Source organism: Kribbella sp. NPDC004875, from assembly GCF_042873375.1.
In the GTDB taxonomy this organism is placed as follows: domain Bacteria; phylum Actinomycetota; class Actinomycetes; order Propionibacteriales; family Kribbellaceae; genus Kribbella.
The window spans coordinates 960,350-977,059 of the sequence record NZ_JBIALI010000002.1; the positions used below are offsets into that span (position 1 = coordinate 960,350).

The following is a 16,710-nucleotide window of genomic DNA, read 5'->3' on the forward strand; positions in this document are numbered from 1 at the left end:
GATCTGCGGCCACTCATCGGCGGAGACGGCGCGCGCCAGCCGGGCCGCGAACGACGTCCGAGCCCGCAGCTCGGATCGCGACGTGATCGGACGGTCGGTGCGCCCGGTCATCGTCTCCAGCTTGTCCATCAGGTAGGTGCCGCCGTGTGCGCCGACGCGCTTCCAGCTGGTGACCTGTAGCGAGGGGCGGTTCGGGCCACCAGTGACGGCGTTCAGCGCACGCAGCGCGGCGATGCCGGCGCGGTAGAGCGGGACGCGGCGGCGCATGATGCGCGTCTCCCACGCGCGGCGGTAGTCGCTGTCGAGCCACGCCGTACCGGCGAGGTTGTTCGCCGCGCGGCGATTCACCCCGGATGCTCCGCGCGCCAGTTCTTGATCATCTGGTCCATGTCGGTGTGGATGAAGGCGAAGAAGTCGGCGGCCTCGGTCAGCCGGGCGCCGACGGCGGACTCCGCACCGAACAGCGCGGCGCCCGAGCGGCTGGTCGACTCCCACTCGCTGAGCGCCTGATTCCGGCGCTCCAGGATCGCGGCGAACACGTCCTCGCGGATCCGGTAGTGGTCCTTGCGGGACCCCGGCAGCCGCTCCCGCGAAATGAACGACACCTGGAGGAGCTGGCGGACCGCCCCCGAGACGGCGGGCTGGCTGATCTTCAGCAGATCGGCCAGCTCGGCGGCGGTCATCGTGCCGTTCGGACTGACCAGCATCGCGCCCATCACCCGCGCCGACATCGTCGGTACGCCACTGTTCGCCAGCACCCCGGCGAACCGCTCGACGAACTGACTGATCTCTTCCGGACTCGGTGCGGACGCCATGGTTGAAGCTTACAGTAATTTGATTTATCGCAACTATCAAAGATTTCTGATAGTTTGAATGCGTGACCACCACCACCGACACCTCCACGCCGACGCTCACCGGCGCCCGCCGCTTCGGTGTCCTCATCGCACTCTGTCTCGCCGTCCTCGTCCTCGGTCTCGACACCACCGTGCTGAACGTCGCGCTGCCCACGCTCGCCCAGGACCTGGACGCCTCGACCAGCCAGCTGCAGTGGATGGCGAACAGCTACAACCTCGTGCTCGCCGCGCTGCTGCTGCCGGCCGGTCTGCTCGGCGACCGGTTCGGCCGGCGGAAGATCATCGCGATCGCGCTCAGCCTGTTCGGGCTCGCGTCGCTCGCCTGCGCGCTGTCCGACTCGGCCGGGGCGCTGATCGCCGCCCGGGCGTTCCTCGGGATCGGCGCCGCGATGATCGTCCCGGTGGCGCTGTCGCTGATCACCGTGCTGTTCCGCACCGAGGTGGATCGGAAGAAGGCGATCGGCTTCTTCGTCGTTGCCAACAGCATCGGTATGCCGCTCGGCCCGATCGTCGGCGGCCTGCTCCTCGACCACGCCGGCTGGCAGTGGATCTTCGTGATCAACGTCCCGATCGCCTTCCTCGCCGCGCTGGCGGTGACGCTGCTGGTCCCGGAGAGCCGGAGCGCGAACCGGCCGGCGATCGACTGGCTCGGCATCCTGCTGTCCAGCGCCGGGCTGGCCGCGCTCGTGTACGGCGTGACGAAGGCCGGCGAGACCTCCTGGACAGCCGGCGTCACGGTGTCGTTCCTCGCGCTGGCCGTGGTCCTGATCGCCGGGTTCCTGGTGTGGCAGCGGCGGAACAGTGCGCCGTTGATCGAGCTGCGGTTGTTCCGCGAGCGGGTGTTCACCGGGGGCGCCGTGCTGCTGACGGTGTCGGTGTTCGCGATCTTCGGGTTGCTGTTCACGATGCCGCAGTACTTCCAGGGCATCGACGGGTCGGACGCTCTGCACACCGGGCTCAAGCTGCTGCCGTTCATCGGTGGCATGACCGTCGGTGCGAAGCTGGCCGAGCCGGTGGAGGCACGGATCGGGACCCGGCTGGTCGTGATGGCGGGCTTCGTGGTGATGGCGGCCGGGTTCGTGCTCGGAGCCTTCACCGAGCTCGGCACCGGGTACGGGTACACCGCGATCTGGTTCGTGGTGGTCGGTTTCGGCCTCGGCTGCTCGATGCCGCAGGCAATGAACGCGGCGCTCGGGGTCCTCGACCCGGAGCGGGCCGGCACCGGATCCGGTCTGCTGCAGGCGTTCCGGCAGGTCGGCGGCACGGTCGGCGTCGCCGTCCTCGGGACCGTGCTGAACTCGGTCTACCGTTCCAACGTCGACACGACCGGCCTCCCTGCGCAGGCTGCCGATGCGGTGCGGAAGAGTCTCGGCGGTGGGCTTGCGGTGGCGACCACGACGGGCTCGGCGGGGCTCCTGAGCGACGTACGCGATGCGTTCATCACCAGCTTGAACACCACGATGTGGGTGTCCGGTGCGATCGCGGTCGCCGGCGCGGTGCTGGCCGCCGTACTGATGCCGAAGAGAGCTGCCCGCCCCCAGCAGAGTGAGAGCGGGCAGTCAGTGATGAGTTGAGCCGGCGATCAGTTGAGCTCGAGGCCCGGGTACAGCGGGAACTTGTCGAGCATCTCGGCCGAAGCGGCCTTGGTCTTGTCGGCGACCCCGTCGGCCAGCACGTACTTCGCCTTCGACGGAGCACCCGCGGACGTGGTGGTCGGCGTGGTCGCGGACAGCACGTCCACGATCAGCTCGGCCACCCGGTCGAACTCGTCGCCGCCGAAGCCGCGGGTGGTGAGCGCCGGTGTGCCGATCCGGACGCCGGAGGTGTACCAGGCGCCGTTCGGGTCCCGCGGTACGGCGTTGCGGTTCGTCACGATGCCCGCGTCGAGCAGCGCCGACTCGGCCTGCCGTCCGGTGATGCCGTACGACGAGACGTCCAGCAGCACCAGGTGGTTCTCGGTGCCGTCGGTCACCAGTTTCACGCCGCGCTTCATCAGCCCCTCGGCCAGCGTGACCGCGTTGTCGGCGACGGCCTGCGCATACTGCTGGAAGGCGGGCTGCCGCGCCTCGGCCAGCGCGACCGCCTTCGCCGCCATCGTCTGGCTCAGCGGACCACCCAGGACCATCGGGCACCCGCGGTCCACCGACTCGGCGTACTCCGGCTGGCAGAGCACCATGCCGCCGCGCGGGCCGCGCAGCGACTTGTGCGTCGTCGTGGTGGTGACGTGCGCGTGCGGGATCGGGTCGAAGTCGTCGGTGAAGACCTTGCCCGCGACCAGGCCGGCGAAGTGCGCCATGTCGACCATCAGCGTGGCTCCGACCTCGTCGGCGATCTCGCGCATCTTGGCGAAGTTCACCTTGCGCGGGTACGCCGAGTAGCCGGCGATCAGGATCAGCGGCTTGAACTCACGAGCGGCCGCGGCCACTGCGTCGTAGTCGAGCAGGCCGGTCTCCGGGTCGGTGCCGTAGGAGTGCTGGTTGAACATCTTGCCGGAGATGTTCGGCCGGAACCCGTGGGTGAGGTGACCGCCGGCGTCCAGCGACATGCCGAGCATCTTCTGGTCGCCGAGCGCCTTGCGGAGCTTGGTCCAGTCCTCCTCGGTGAGGTCGTTGACGTGCTTCGCGCCCGCCTCGGCCAGTGCCGGGGACTCGATCCGCTGCGCGAGGATCGCCCAGAAGGCGACCAGGTTCGCGTCGATGCCGGAGTGCGGCTGGACGTACGCGTGCGGTGCGCCGAACAGCGCGGTCGCGTGGTCCGCGGCGGTCTGCTCGACGGTGTCGACGTTCTGGCAGCCGGCGTAGAAACGGTGCCCGATGGTGCCCTCGGCGTACTTGTCCGACAGCCAGTTGCCCATCGTCAGCAAGGTGGCGGGGGAGGCGTAGTTCTCACTCGCGATCAGCTTCAGCGAGGAACGCTGGTCGGCCAGTTCGGACCTGATCGCGCCGGCGATGGTGGGCTCCACCGCGGCGATCACCTGGAGCGCGTTGTTGTACGCGGCCGACGCGGCGGCGGCGTCGAAGGGCTGAGTCATCGTTGTCTCTCCTGCGGTTGCAGTGGGTCGAAGGCACCCAGGCGCACGGTGCCGACGGATTTCGCTCCCCGGTGGTACTCCACCTAGCGCGCCAGTCGCGACCAGCTCACCCTATCGCGCGGGCGACGATCTGCTCGAACGGCGTCGTCCTCGGCAACGTGCCGAACACACCGCCCCAGTCGTTGGCCAATCGCGCCGCGACGAACGCGTCGGCGACCGCGGGAGTGGAGTGCCGGATCAGTAGCGAGGCCTGCAGGCACAGGGCCATCTGCGCGGCCAGCCGGCGCGCGCCGGCTTCGGCGTTCCCGAGATCAGCAAGCGCTTGCAGGACGTCGTTCACCGCCGCGTCCAGCCGCGCGTCGGCACCTTGCGCGGCGCCGACCTCGAGCAGCCAGGCGTCGAGCGACTCGGGCCGGCGGAGTGCCCGCAGTACGTCGAGCGCGTTGACAGTGCCCGAACCTTCCCAGATCGAGTTCAGCGGCGACTCCCGGTAGAGCAGCGGGAGGCCCGACTCCTCGACGTACCCGTTGCCGCCGAGGCATTCGAGCGCCTCGGCCACCATGAACGGCGTCCGCTTGCACACCCAGAACTTCGCCAACGGCAAGCCGATCCGCCGGAAGGCGGCCTCCTGCTCGTTGCCGGCCAGGGACGCGTCGACCGCCGCGGCGAGCCGCATACCGAGCGCTGTGGCTGCCTCGCTCTCGATCGCCAGGTCGGCGAGCACGTTCTGCATCGCGGGCTTGTCGGCGAGCAGCCCACCGAACGCGCTGCGGTGCCGCGTGTGCCAGATCGCCTCGACCAGCGCCCGCCGCTGCAGCGCGGACGAGCCGAGCACGCAGTCCAGCCGGGTCGCCGCGACCATCTCGATGATCGTCCGGACCCCGGCGCCCTCGTCGCCGAGGCGATACCCGACGGTGCCGTGGAACTCGACCTCGCTGGACGCGTTCGACCGGTTGCCGAGCTTGTCCTTGAGCCGCTGCAGCGCGAACGGGTTCCGGTTGCCGTCGGCAAGGACCCGCGGTACGACGAAGCAGCTCAGCCCGTCCGGCGCCTGGGCGAGGACGAGGAAGACGTCCACCTGCGGCGCCGAGCAGAACCACTTGTGCCCGTGCAGCCGGTACTCACCGTCGGCACCGGCCGGCGTCGCGGTGGTCAGGTTCGCCCGGACGTCCGAGCCGCCCTGCTTCTCGGTCATCCCCATCCCGGCGAGCACGCCGTTCTTCTCCGCCGCGGGCAGCCGCCGTACGTCGTACTCGGTCGAGGCGAGCTGCGGTATCCACTCCTTCGCGAGCCGCTCGTCGGCCTTGAGCGCGGGCACCGCGGCGTACGTCATCGAGATCGGGCAGCCGTGGCCGGGCTCGACCTGGGACCACAGGTAGAACCCGGCGGCCCGGGTCAGGTGCGGTGACGGGCGGTCGCTCGTCCACGGCGCGGCCTGCAGCCCGAAACCGACGGCCTGCTCCATCAGCCAGTGCCACGACGGGTGGAAATCGACCTCGTCGACGCGGTGGCCGTAGCGGTCGTGGGTGCGCAGGACCGGCGGGTTCTGGTTCGCCGGGAGAGCGTGCGCGCGGGCCTCCTCGGAGCCCGCGAGCTCGCCGATCCGCTGCAGTCCGGCGTCGCTCGTGATCGCCCCCGACTCACCGGCGTACGGACGCAGAGCGTCACCAAGTGCCGTGTCGCGGGTGAAGAAGTTCACGCCCCGCAGTGGGGGAGCCTGGTTCGTTACCGCGAATGGGTCCGCCATGTCAGTACGGTAAGCGGTATGGCACGTTCTGGGGCAGGACCCACGGGTGGGAGCTCCCTCTCCTTGGCATGGGTTCGCAGGATCCCCTCGACGACCTGGAAGTTGCTCACCCAGACCATCGGGGTCTGCCTGCGCTACCGGGTCACCGGTCTCGCGGCCGAGGGGGCGTTCTTCGCGATCCTCTCGCTGCCGCCGCTGATCTTCGGGCTCGCCGGCTCGCTCGGTTACATCGCGAGCAAGTGGTTCGAGGTCGAGACGATCAACGACATCAAGCAGCAGATCGTCGACCTGGCCGCCCGGGCGCTGACCGACGACTCGATCAAGAACGTGATCGCGCCGACGCTCGACCAGGTGCTGAACGGCGGCCGCCCGGACGTCATCTCGATCGGTTTCGTGCTGGCGCTGTGGTCCGGCAGCCGCGCGCTGAACGTGTTCGTCGACACCATCACGATCATGTACGGGATGGGCGGCAAGCGCGGCATCGTCCGCACCCGCGCGCTGTCCTTCAGCCTGTATTGCGCCGCGCTGATCATCGGCGTGATCGTGCTGCCGCTGGTGCTGGCCGGACCGAGCGCGGTCAACGACCTGTTGCCGCACCGGCTGGATTTCCTGAACCAGCTGTACTGGCCGGTGGTCACGATCCTGTCCGCGGGCTTCCTGAACACCCTCTACCACCTGTCGGTGCCGATCCGGACTCCCTGGGTCTCCGATCTGCCGGGGTCGTTCCTGGCACTGTCGATCTGGATCCTGGGCAGCTTCGTGCTCCGCTGGATCCTACAGAGCACCGTCGGCGGTACGTCGATCTACGGGCCACTGGCCGCGCCGATCGCCGTACTGATGTGGCTCTACATGACCGCGATCGCCGTACTCATCGGTGCCGCGTTGAACGCGGTCGTGGACCGGCTGTGGCCGCACAAGGCACAGGTCACGGAGGTCAACGCAGCTGAGCGCGCTGATGACGACTCGAGCGAGGACGCCGAGGTCGAGCCGGTGATGAAGGCGGAGCCGGAGCGGCACCACGAGCACCCCGAGCCGCACTCGCTGACGCCGCTCGCGTCGGACGAGCGTCCGGAGACGGGAGCTGCCCGCAAGATCGAGAAGCTCGCCGGGCCGCTGCCGGAACCGAAGCCGGCGCCGCAGGAGCCGAAGCGGGCACCTCAGCCGGAGTCCGCGCCGGCTACAGCTGATGCGGAGCCCGAGGCGGAGCGGAAGCCGGCGTCGGTCGGAAAATCCGGTGCGCAGAGTGAGACCGACGACCTAGGCTGACGGCATCGCGAAACGGTCCTGGCTGGACCGCAAGGACTGGAAGGGAGGCACCCCGCCATGAGCTACGAACAGGCCCGACGGGCCGTTGTCTCCCACACCGTCCGTCCGCTGAGCTGATCTCGCGGCCGGACCCTCCGAAAGGTTCGCCGCATGTCAGCCACACTCCAGGCCCTGGGACTCGACAGTTCCACGGCCGAATACCTGCAGTCTGTCCCGGACGAACTGGTCCCGGGACGCGTCACCCGGGTCGACAAAGGCCTGGCTACTGTTCTCACCGCGGACGGGCCGGTGCGCGCCGGTTGGTCCGGTGCACTGCTCGCCGCGATCGCGTCCGACCCCCACGCCGGCCCGTGTACCGGCGACTGGGTCGTACTGCGGTTCTGGCCGGATGACCGCATCACGGTCGAGTCGGTGCTGCCACGCCGTACGTCGATCGTCCGCGCCGAGGTCGGCGGGTCGTCGCGTGGCCAGGTGCTCGCGGCAAACGTCGACGTGATCGCCATCGTGGTCGGTCTGGTCCCGGAACCGAACATCGTCCGCATCGAGCGCTTCATGGCGCTGGCGTGGGAGAGCGGTGCGCGACCGGTCGTCGTACTGACGAAATCCGATCTGGTGACCGACGCCGAGTTGGTGGCCGACGACGTGGCGGTCGCCGCGCCCGGTGCCGACGTACTGGTGTGCAGTGCGACCACGGGCGCTGGTCTGGACGACGTACGCGCACTGCTGGACGGGAACGCCACGCTGGCGCTGCTGGGGTCCAGTGGGGCCGGCAAGTCGTCACTGGTGAACGCACTGGCCGGCGTTGAGTTGCTGGACGTCCAGGACATCCGTGAAGACGGGAAAGGTCGCCATACGTCGGTACGGCGCGAGCTGATCGTGCTGCCGGGTGGCGGGGTCGTCGTCGACACGCCTGGACTGCGGGGCATCGGTCTGCAGGAGTCCGGGGAGGGACTGGCCGCGGCGTTCCCGGACATCACGGCGCTGGCGGAGCAGTGCAAGTTCAAGGACTGCTCGCACGTGATGGAGCCGGACTGCGCCGTACGGGCGGCTCTGGACGACGGCACGCTGCCGTACCGGCGCTACGACAGCTGGGTGAAGCTGCAGCGCGAGGCGGCGTACATGGCTCGTCGTGCGGACGCGCGGGTGCGTGCGCAGGCGAAGAAGGACTGGGTGCGGGCCAGCAAGTCGTACCGCAAGGACATCAAGCCGCGGCCGTAGTGAAAGGATCGGGGCATGGATCGTGCTGTCCTGATCACAGGTGCCTCCAGGGGAATCGGTGCGGCGACCGCGCAGGCGTTTGCCGCCGCCGGAGACCGGGTGGCCGTCCACTACAGCTCGTCGCCGGACGCTGCGGCGCAGGTGGTGAAGGAACTGCCGGGGGAGGGGCACGTCGCCGTACAGGCGGATCTGGCCGACCCGGACGCGATCCAGTCGATGGTGTCCGAGGCTGCGGCCGCGCTCGGCGGTATCGACGTACTGGTGAACAACGCGGGGGTGTATCACCCGCACCGCATCCGCGAGACGACGTACGCCGAGTGGCAGCAGGCGTGGGCGGACACGCTCGCGGTGAATCTCGTCGGCCCGTCCAACGTCACGTGGTGCGCGGTCCGGCACATGGGACGCGGCGGCCGGATCGTCAACGTGTCGTCCCGGGGCGCGTTCCGCGGTGAGCCGAACCAGCCGGCGTACGGCGCCTCGAAGGCAGCGATCGTCTCGTTCACCCAGTCCTTGGCGCGCGCGCTGGGCCCGGAAGGGATCGCGGTCACGGCGATCGCTCCGGGGTGGACGGTGACCGATATGGCTGCGGTGAACCTGGCGGGCGAGGGCTACGACCGGCGCCGGCTGGAGAGCCCACTGGAGCGCGTGGCCGATCCGTCAGAGGTCGCGGCGGCCATCATGTACCTGTCGTCGCCCGAGGCCGAGTTCGCCACCGGCACGGTCCTCGACTTCAACGGCGGCTCGTACCTGCGGATGTAAATCCGCTCGCCCCTCCGCCGGGGGACTGGCTAGGGTCCCTCTCGTGCATCGCATCATCACTCCGCCGGCCGCCGCTTAGCGGACGGCATCCTCGCGCTCAGGTCCTGCGACCTGGGCTTCTTCGGGCTGTTCGCAGACGCCCCGACCATTCGCTGCGAGCACCATCCGGAGTGTCCGATGCATCACCGTTCCTCGACGGGGCGCGCCCTCGTCCACGTCGTCCTCGCCGGCCTGACCTGGGGCACCGGCGGCCCCACCGGCGCGTTGCTCCACCAGTACGCCGACCTCACGCCTCTCGCCGTCTCCTTCTGGCGCCTGGCGGCCGCCGCAGCCTGGCTGGCCCTCGCCCACTTCGCCACCCGCCAAGCCTTCACATCGGTGTCCACCCTCGTCCGCGTGCTACCTCGATATCTCCTCAGCGGCGTGGGTTTGGCGGTCTGCCAGATCGGCTACTTCGCCGCCATCCCGCGTATCGGCGTTGGCCTGGCGACCGTCATCGCGCTCGGCGCCGGCCCGATCTTCATCACCCTGGCGAGTCGCGAACGCCTGACCCTGCCGATCGTCGTCGCGGTGGCCGGCCTGGCGCTTCTGACCATCACCCCCGGAGCCACAGCCGACCTCGCCGGCGTCGCCGCAGCCCTCCTGTCCGCCGCCGGCTACTCGGCAACCACCCTCGCCAACCGCGACACCGCCAACCCTCTGACCAGCGCCCTGCTCGGCTTCACGGTCGGCGCCACCCTCCTGCTGCCGTTCGCCGCCCTGCCCTCGACAGCAGCCGGCTGGCTCCTGATCGCATACTTCGGCCTCGTCCCCACAGCACTCGCCTACACGCTCTTCTACACAGCCCTGAAGACACTGAAGCCGTCCACCGCCTCCGTCATAGCCCTACTGGAGCCGGTCGTGGCCACAGCCATAGGCATCGTCGCCTTCCACGACCATCTGACCGCAGTCGCTGCACTCGGCGCAGCCGTCCTACTGGCCGCAGCAGCAGCCCAGTCCCGCCGTACCTGACCTCAAGTCACCCCGTCCCATCCGACCGGGGAGGATCACCCACCCGAATCGGCCAGTAATCCTCCCCGGTCCACCCCGTACGTCCCGACGGCTGCCCGTACCTGTGGCCGATCGTGAAAGACTCGCGGGATGAGTTCCATCCAGGAGGGACGGTGCACGGACGGGTTCACGCCCGCTGCGGCCGCCGAGAAGAGCGGGCTCAGCCTGGACGCGTTGCGGTACTACGAACGGGAAGGCCTCGTCGGACCGATCGCGCGGAACAGCGCGGGGCACCGGCGCTACTCCGAGGGCGATCTGGCCTGGGTCGGGGTCGTCACGTGCCTGCGGGATGCGGGCCTGGGGATCAACGATCTGCGCGAGTTCACCGGATTGCTGCGCAGGACCGGGGACTTCACGGACAAGGTCGCGTTCCTCGCCGACCGGCGCGTGGACCTGCTGGAGCGCGTGGCCACGATCCAGGCCGCGGTCAAGGTGCTCGACGAGAAGATCCAGTACTTCTCCGAGCAGCGCTCACCCGGATCGGAGTGACCCCCGAGCCTCAGCTACCTCGACGCTCCGCCACTCACCGGATCGGCTGGTCAGCTGGCGGTGTCGAGGCGTTCTTGTTCGTCGGTCGTGAGGTCGGTCGCGACCGCGGCCATCGCCTCCTCCACCTGCTCCGGCCGGCTCGCGCCCACGATCGGCACCAGCGCCGGCCGGCCGCCGGCGAGCCACGCCAGTACGACCTGACTGCGCGACAACCCCCGGTCCTTGGCGACCTCGTCCAGAGCGGCGGATCGGCGTACGTTCCCCGGGTGCCGGTATTCCGCCGCGAGCCGCTCATCGTGCTCGTAGGCACCGAGTAGCAGTGACGTGTAGATCCAGCCCGACAGGTCGGGCTGCCGACGGAGCAGCTCGACGCCGTCGTGGCTCAGCATCCCGAGCGGCAGCGGCTGCCCCTCGACCGGCGCGCCGGGAAGCGGCTGGAAGTAGGAGTACCGCATCTGCCATGCCGAAGGACCGAGTCTGCCCGCGAGTTCGGCCCGTGTTCGCAGCTCAGCAATCAGCCAGGACGGGTGATTCGACACTCCGTACGCTCCGATCGTCCCCTCGCCGACCAGCTCTCCGAACGTCCCGATGAGGTCGTCCGGCGACACGGCGTCGTCCTCGACATGCGCCCAGTACAGATCGACCCGCTCGCGCCCCAATCGCGTCAGGCTCTCCGCCAGCGAGGCCCGTACGACGTCCCGCGCGAGCCCCTCCAGATGGTCCGGAAACCCCCCAGGGAACCGCGGCTGCGCCCCCACCTTCGTACTGAGCCGAACCGGTACTCCCGGGTTGGCCGCCAACCAACGCCCAATCACCTCTTCACTCTGCCCGCCCCGGCCGGACGGATGCTCCCAGAACGAGTAGTTGTTGGACGTATCGATCCACCGCCCGCCCAACTCGACATACCGGTCGAGCAACGCGAAACTCTCCCGCTCCCCAAGCCGAGTCCCAAGGTACATAGCCCCAAAGGCGATTCGATCCGCAATCTCTCTCATGCCGCCACCCTCGTCCCTGGACCGCACACCAGGTCAACCCACACCAATCCCAATGGCAGAACTAGGAGCGGAGCGCTCGCGGCAAGCGCAGCGCAGCCGCACGACATGACGAAGGCGACCCGGTCCGCGCTTTCCGCGGACACGAGTCGCCTATCGACTTCGTGGACGATACTGGGATCGAACCAGTGACCTCTTCCGTGTCAGGGAAGCGCGCTACCGCTGCGCCAATCGTCCAAGAAAACCACTCAACACACTCGCCTGTGGTTCTCGAGGTGGAGACGGGATTCGAACCCGTGTACACGGCTTTGCAGGCCGTTGCCTCGCCTCTCGGCCACTCCACCACTGAGGCTGTTCGACATCTGAGGACGGTGGCCTGCCGAACCCTCTCCGAGCGGACGACCGGGTTCGAACCGGCGACCTCAACCTTGGCAAGGTTGCGCTCTACCAACTGAGCTACGTCCGCGCTTCGCTCCGAGTGTTTCCGCTCGGTGCGAGAGCAGAACAGTAGCGCACTTTCCGCCCGGACAAAAACCGGATTCCGCAGCGTCGCGCCCCGGGTACGGCGAGCGTGAAAGACACCCCATTCGTCACACCAGCCCCACGGATCTTGTCCACTCGCCACGCCGTCCGATCAGCCCTTCAAGGTCACCAGATCGACACTTTCGAGGTATTCCGGATCGCCCCGGAGATCGATCACGGCGACACGCCCGTCGACCACGGTGAAAGAGAACACAACCAGCGGTTCGCCGTGCCGCATCCACACCAGCCCGGGCATCCCGTCGACGAGCACGAGTTTCGCCGCGGCCGCCCGCCCGGAGAATTCCTGCGCGACCATTTGCGCACCCGACAGCGTCCCGCCCGACAGTGGCGACCGCGTCCCGCGCGCCGCCGCGCCGGCATCCGCGCGCACGACAACCTCGGGATCGAGTACTTCGAGCAACGCCGAGAAGTCCGCCGCGCGTGCGGCGGCGAGGAACGCGCTCACAACTTCCTTCTGCCGCGCTACGTCGACCTCGGTCGGTTCCGGCGTACCCCGGACCCTCCGCCGGGCCCGGCTGGCGATCTGCCGCGCGGCGGCCGCTGACTTCCCGATGATCGGCGCGATGTCGTCGAACGGCACGGCGAAGAGGTCGTGCAGCACGAACGCGAGCCGCTCGGCCGGCGACAGTGTCTCGAGGACGACGAGCAGCGCGAGCCCGACCGAGTCGGCCTGCACGGCTTCGAGTTCGGGATCCGGTACGTCGTCATCGGCGAGCGCGGGGGAGTGTTCGCCGACGGGCAGTTCGGGCCGGCCGCGGCGGGTGCGCAGCATGTCGAGGCAGATCCGCCCGACGACCGTGGTGAGCCAGCCGCCGAGGTTGTCGATCGTCGCGGCGTCGCTGCGGCTGAGCCGGATCCAGCTCTCCTGCACCGCGTCCTCGGCCTCGAGTTCGGAGCCCAGGATCCGGTACGCGACGGCCCGCAGGCGGCCCCGGTTCTCTTCGAACCGTGTTGCGAGCCAGTCGTCCCCGGCCATTCGGATCACATCCTTCACCTGTCACACTGACCGACCCAGTGCCGTCATGCGCATGACGGAGTACCTGATGCAGATGTGACAGAACTCGAGGAGTACGTGATGACGGCACCCGCCCGGTCGCTGCCGGACCGCAAGCAGGACACTCTGAACCGTTTGGAGAACGAGGTGGACGCCTGGGTGTCGACGGCCTCGCTGGATGGTACGCCGTACCTCATGCCGCTCTCGTTCCTCTGGAGCGGCGGGACGCTGCTGCTGTCGACGGCCAGGACCAATCCGACGGCTCGCAACCTGCGCGCCAACCCGGTGGTGCAGTTGACGCTGGGGGAGGTGCGCGACGTCATCCATGTGAGCGGCACGGTCGAGGTCGCGGAGCCGAGTGAGGCCGAGGGTGAGGCCTTCGCGGCGAAGGCGGGCTTCGACCCGCGTCCGTTGGCGAACTACCCGTTCTTCCGCGTCACGCCGACCAGGATCCAGGCCTGGCGTGAGGTGAACGAACTGAAGGATCGCGTGCTGATGGAGAACGGCGCCTGGCTGGTCTGACGGTCTCTTGACTTCGAGCGCGGTCTAGAAGGCAGGGTGGGACGCATGTTGTCTCGAACGATCGGAAACCGCCGGACCGTCAGCGCGCTCTGCCTGGGTGCCATGAACTTCGGCTCGTCGACACCACCCGACACCGCGTTCGCGATCCTCGACCGGTTCGTCGAGGCGGGTGGGACGTTCATCGACACCTCGAACAACTACAACCAATGGCTCGGTCATGGTGGCGAGAGCGAGGAGCTGCTCAGGCGCTGGATGCAGTCCCGCGGCAACCGCGACGACCTGGTGATCGCCACGAAGTGCGGTGCGCGGACGACGGTGCCTGGTGATCCCAGTGATGCGCAGTGGGAAGGGCTGAGCGCCTCGGCTGTCGGAGAGGCGGTCAAGGGCAGTCTGGGGCGGCTGGGCGTCGACCGGATCGACTTGTACTACGCGCACATCGACGACCGCAGTACCCCGTTGGAGGAGACAGTCGCCGCCTTCGGTCAGTTGGCCGCGGAGGGGGTCGTCGACGTCATCGGATGCAGTAATACTGCGACCTGGCGTCTCGACCGGGCCCGACAGACCGCAGCTGCTCAAGGCGTCGCGCAGTACTCCGTCATTCAGCAGCACTCGACTTACCTGTGGCCGAACCCGCCGTCGTTGCAGGGGGTTCGCCGGCGGGGGACGCCGCACCTTCAGCATGCGGGGGTCGAACACTTCGACTACCTGGACGCGCATCCTGACGTGACGCTGGTTGCGTACCAGTCACTGTTGGCCGGCTCGTACAGTCGGCCGGACCGGCCGTTCTGGGCTGACCGCGGTTACGCGCATCCGACGGCGTACGTCCGGTTCGAGGCTCTTCGGCAGGCTGTTCGCGAGCTTGGTGCGACCACGAATCAGGTAGTACTCGCGTGGCAGTTGCAGCATGGCGTCGTACCGCTGGTTGGTGCGTCGTCTGTTGCGCAGCTCGACGAGGCGCTGGGTGCTGTTGAGCTGGAGCTCGACGCGGAACTCGTTACTCAGTTGGATAACGCCTGAGCTCGGGCGTTCAAGCGGTAGCGGAGTGGTGATTCGCCGACTTCGCGTTTGAATGCGGTGCTGAAGGCGCTCTCGGAGGCGTAGCCCAGCTCGGAGGCGAGAGAGCCCACGCTGACGTCGCCGTCGCGGAGGGCGCGTTGGGCGAGCATCATCCGCCAGCGGTTCAGGTACGCGCGCGGCGGCATGCCGGCCACTTCGCGGAAGCGTTCCGCGAAGGCGGTGCGGGACATCGCGGCGGCGCGGGCGAGTTCGTTGAGGCCCCAGAGGCGGTCGGGTTGTGCGTGCATCAGGGTGAGGGCCGGGCGCAGTCGTTCGTCGGTGAGTACGCGGAGCCAGCCCGGTGGGAGTTCGGCCTGTTCGACGTACGCGCGGAGTACCTCGAGGAGAACGAGCTGGGCGTGCTGTCGGATGGCGAACGCTGAACCGATCCGGTTCCCGGCGACCTCGTCGAAGAGCCGGTGGATGCTGGCGCGGAGGTTGGCGCCGCTGGTCGGGGAGGCCCGCACGTGCGCGACCGGAGGCAGCGCCCCGACCAGCAGCGTTCGACCGGCTTCGTTCAGGTCGATCCGGCCCCCGAGGACGATGTCATGCGTCCTCCAGTCGGCGTCGGTGACCGCGAAGTCGCTCTCGATCGGCATGATCTCCTGGGCGGGCCCGTCGCCGGTGCCGCCGGAGAGCTCCAGTCGCGCGCGGTTGTTGAGGATCGCGACGTCGCCCGGGAGCAGTTCGATCGGGGCGTCGATGCCATCGGTGACCAGACAGGCGCGGCCGCTGACCACCGCCATGAACTTGAACGTCTCCGCGAGCGCCGCCCGCGACACCCACGGTCCACGGGCGGCGAACCCGCCCGACACCAGCCCGCGCACCTCGACGAGCTCGAACACCTCGGACAGCTGATCGTCAGCCATGACTCTGTACTCTCGCGAAGAAAATCCGGACGGATACTTATTCAGAGTACGCCGTCTGCGCAGCAGAGTGGAGGCATGACGCAGAACAAGCAGACCCCCGTCGGTAGTGGCTTCACGGCAGCATCGACCGCCGAGGACGTACTGGCAGGCATCGATCTGACCGGCAAGAACGTGATCGTGACCGGCGGCCACCGCGGCCTCGGCCTGGAGACCACGCGCGCACTCAGTAAGGCCGGCGCCAGCGTCACCGTCGCGGTTCGCAACCCGGAGAGCGCCGCCGCGGCACTCGAGGGCATCGACCGCGTCGAGCCCAGCCAGCTCGATCTGCTCGACCCCAAGTCCATCGACGACTTCGTCGACCGCTATCTGGCGACCGGCCGCCCGCTGCACATCCTCATCAACAATGCCGGCATCATGGCCGGCCCACTGCATCGCGACGCCCGCGGTTACGAGTCGCAGTTCGCCACGAACCACCTAGGCCATTTCCAGCTCACGCTGGGTCTCCTGCCCGCCCTCAAGGCCGCGCATGGCGCCCGCGTCGTCAACGTGACCTCCGGCGGCCACCGCCTCTCCGATATCCGCTGGGACGACCCGCACTTCACCCACGACTACGATCCGCTGCTCGCCTACGGCCAGTCGAAGACCGCCAACGTCCTGTTCGCGGTGGAGATGGAACGGCGCTGGTCGCAGTACGACATCCACGCCTTCGCCGCCCACCCCGGCATCGTCATCACCACGAACCTCGGCCCCCACCTCACCGAAGGCGAAACCCGCACCCCCTGGCTGTCTACCGCCGAACTCCACGCCATGGGTCTCACCGATGCCGAAGGCAACCAAGTCCTGGACCCGTCCCGCGAACGCAAGACCCCCCAACAAGGCGCCAGTACGGCGGTCTTCGGAGCCACCAACCCCCAACTGGAAACCCACGGCGGCACCTACCTGAAAGACAACGGCATCTCCCCGCTGGACACCGACACCGAAACAAACTTCCACGACCAGGACGTCCGCTCCGACGTAGTACCCCACGCCATAAACCCCACCTCCGCCGAACGCCTATGGACCCTGAGCGAACACCTCACCAACCACTAAAAACCATCCGACCCGACCCCCCACCCCGGCGCCCAACCCCCGCGGGTCAGCCGGCGGCGGGGAACCGATGCCGGCCAGCCGACCGGGGCGCTCAATCCGTGCGGGTCAGTCGGCCGCGGCGCCCAACCCACGCCGATCAGCCAACTGCGGCGGGCAACCAGGGAGCCGAGCGAAGCGAAGGCGCAAGGGGGTGCGGGTGGCGGAGCCCCCGCTCGCGGCAAGCGAAGCGCA

15 protein-coding genes, 3 tRNA genes and 1 riboswitch are annotated in these 16,710 nt (G+C 68.7%); of the genes, 9 read left to right on the forward strand and 9 right to left on the reverse strand.

Features of this window, described 5'->3' with window-relative positions; all coding sequences use genetic code 11:
* Window positions 1-344 precede the first annotated feature (344 nt).
* Window positions 345-815: a GbsR/MarR family transcriptional regulator gene (locus tag ACFYRH_RS15620; protein WP_387774317.1), complete on the reverse strand. Its 471-nt coding sequence runs from the start codon at window positions 813-815 to the stop codon at window positions 345-347.
* A gap of 62 nt (window positions 816-877) precedes the next feature.
* On the opposite strand from ACFYRH_RS15620, the gene ACFYRH_RS15625 reads away from it, so the two are divergent.
* Entirely contained in the window at window positions 878-2,428 is a 1,551-nt protein-coding gene (locus ACFYRH_RS15625) for a DHA2 family efflux MFS transporter permease subunit (protein WP_387774320.1), read from the forward strand.
* Window positions 2,429-2,436: 8 nt separating this feature from the next.
* Here ACFYRH_RS15625 and ACFYRH_RS15630 read toward each other — a convergent pair whose 3' ends face one another.
* Together ACFYRH_RS15630 and ACFYRH_RS15635 are read right to left on the reverse strand one after the other, a co-directional pair.
* Complete coding sequence (locus tag ACFYRH_RS15630; protein WP_387774323.1) at window positions 2,437-3,885, reverse strand: glycine hydroxymethyltransferase; 1,449 nt, start codon at window positions 3,883-3,885, stop codon at window positions 2,437-2,439.
* A 28-nt stretch (window positions 3,886-3,913) separates the two neighbouring features.
* Window positions 3,914-3,992, reverse strand: a riboswitch (ZMP/ZTP riboswitch).
* Window positions 3,992-5,632 (reverse strand): acyl-CoA dehydrogenase family protein, encoded by a 1,641-nt coding sequence (locus tag ACFYRH_RS15635; protein WP_387774326.1) that lies wholly within the window; start codon window positions 5,630-5,632, stop codon window positions 3,992-3,994. (Overlaps the previous riboswitch by 1 nt.)
* A gap of 63 nt (window positions 5,633-5,695) precedes the next feature.
* Here ACFYRH_RS15635 and ACFYRH_RS15640 point away from each other — a divergent pair, with 63 nt between their 5' ends.
* From ACFYRH_RS15640 to ACFYRH_RS15660, 5 genes are all read left to right on the forward strand, one after another.
* On the forward strand, window positions 5,696-6,898 hold the full coding sequence (locus tag ACFYRH_RS15640) for a YhjD/YihY/BrkB family envelope integrity protein (RefSeq protein WP_387774329.1): 1,203 nt from the start codon (window positions 5,696-5,698) through the stop codon (window positions 6,896-6,898).
* 150 nt (window positions 6,899-7,048) lie between these two features.
* The gene (rsgA, locus tag ACFYRH_RS15645; protein ID WP_387774332.1) at window positions 7,049-8,116 is read left to right on the forward strand and encodes a ribosome small subunit-dependent GTPase A; all 1,068 of its coding nucleotides are present in this window, start codon (window positions 7,049-7,051) and stop codon (window positions 8,114-8,116) included.
* A gap of 15 nt (window positions 8,117-8,131) precedes the next feature.
* Window positions 8,132-8,875: an SDR family NAD(P)-dependent oxidoreductase gene (locus tag ACFYRH_RS15650; RefSeq protein ID WP_387774335.1), complete on the forward strand. Its 744-nt coding sequence runs from the start codon at window positions 8,132-8,134 to the stop codon at window positions 8,873-8,875.
* A 177-nt stretch (window positions 8,876-9,052) separates the two neighbouring features.
* The gene (locus ACFYRH_RS15655; RefSeq protein WP_387774338.1) at window positions 9,053-9,886 is read left to right on the forward strand and encodes an EamA family transporter; all 834 of its coding nucleotides are present in this window, start codon (window positions 9,053-9,055) and stop codon (window positions 9,884-9,886) included.
* 129 nt (window positions 9,887-10,015) lie between these two features.
* A complete protein-coding gene (locus ACFYRH_RS15660; protein WP_387774341.1) occupies window positions 10,016-10,414 on the forward strand; it encodes a MerR family transcriptional regulator in 399 nt (132 codons plus the stop codon).
* A gap of 50 nt (window positions 10,415-10,464) precedes the next feature.
* On the opposite strand, the gene ACFYRH_RS15665 is transcribed toward ACFYRH_RS15660, so the two are convergent.
* The 5 genes from ACFYRH_RS15665 to ACFYRH_RS15685 all read right to left on the reverse strand — a co-directional run bounded on the left by ACFYRH_RS15665 (window position 10,465) and on the right by ACFYRH_RS15685 (window position 12,925).
* Window positions 10,465-11,409, reverse strand: a complete 945-nt coding sequence (locus tag ACFYRH_RS15665) for an aldo/keto reductase (protein ID WP_387774343.1) — start codon at window positions 11,407-11,409, stop codon at window positions 10,465-10,467.
* Window positions 11,410-11,571: 162 nt separating this feature from the next.
* Window positions 11,572-11,643, reverse strand: a tRNA-Val gene (locus tag ACFYRH_RS15670).
* 36 nt (window positions 11,644-11,679) lie between these two features.
* A tRNA-Cys gene (locus ACFYRH_RS15675) sits at window positions 11,680-11,750 on the reverse strand.
* A gap of 49 nt (window positions 11,751-11,799) precedes the next feature.
* Window positions 11,800-11,872, reverse strand: a tRNA-Gly gene (locus ACFYRH_RS15680).
* Between the two features lie 168 nt (window positions 11,873-12,040).
* Window positions 12,041-12,925, reverse strand: coding sequence for a sigma-70 family RNA polymerase sigma factor (locus ACFYRH_RS15685; protein WP_387774346.1), 885 nt, complete (start codon window positions 12,923-12,925; stop codon window positions 12,041-12,043).
* 99 nt (window positions 12,926-13,024) lie between these two features.
* Here ACFYRH_RS15685 and ACFYRH_RS15690 point away from each other — a divergent pair, with 99 nt between their 5' ends.
* Both ACFYRH_RS15690 and ACFYRH_RS15695 read left to right on the forward strand, forming a co-directional pair.
* Window positions 13,025-13,465, forward strand: coding sequence for a pyridoxamine 5'-phosphate oxidase family protein (locus ACFYRH_RS15690; RefSeq protein WP_387774349.1), 441 nt, complete (start codon window positions 13,025-13,027; stop codon window positions 13,463-13,465).
* Window positions 13,466-13,510: 45 nt separating this feature from the next.
* Complete coding sequence (locus tag ACFYRH_RS15695; RefSeq protein WP_387774352.1) at window positions 13,511-14,482, forward strand: aldo/keto reductase; 972 nt, start codon at window positions 13,511-13,513, stop codon at window positions 14,480-14,482.
* On the opposite strand, the gene ACFYRH_RS15700 is transcribed toward ACFYRH_RS15695, so the two are convergent.
* Window positions 14,464-15,390 (reverse strand): AraC family transcriptional regulator, encoded by a 927-nt coding sequence (locus tag ACFYRH_RS15700; RefSeq protein ID WP_387774355.1) that lies wholly within the window; start codon window positions 15,388-15,390, stop codon window positions 14,464-14,466. The two genes, ACFYRH_RS15695 and ACFYRH_RS15700, sit on opposite strands and share 19 nt — an antisense overlap.
* A 75-nt stretch (window positions 15,391-15,465) precedes the next feature.
* Between ACFYRH_RS15700 and ACFYRH_RS15705 the strand changes: the two genes are divergently transcribed.
* Window positions 15,466-16,479, forward strand: coding sequence for an SDR family NAD(P)-dependent oxidoreductase (locus ACFYRH_RS15705; RefSeq protein ID WP_387774358.1), 1,014 nt, complete (start codon window positions 15,466-15,468; stop codon window positions 16,477-16,479).
* The last annotated feature ends 231 nt before the right edge of the window (window positions 16,480-16,710 follow it).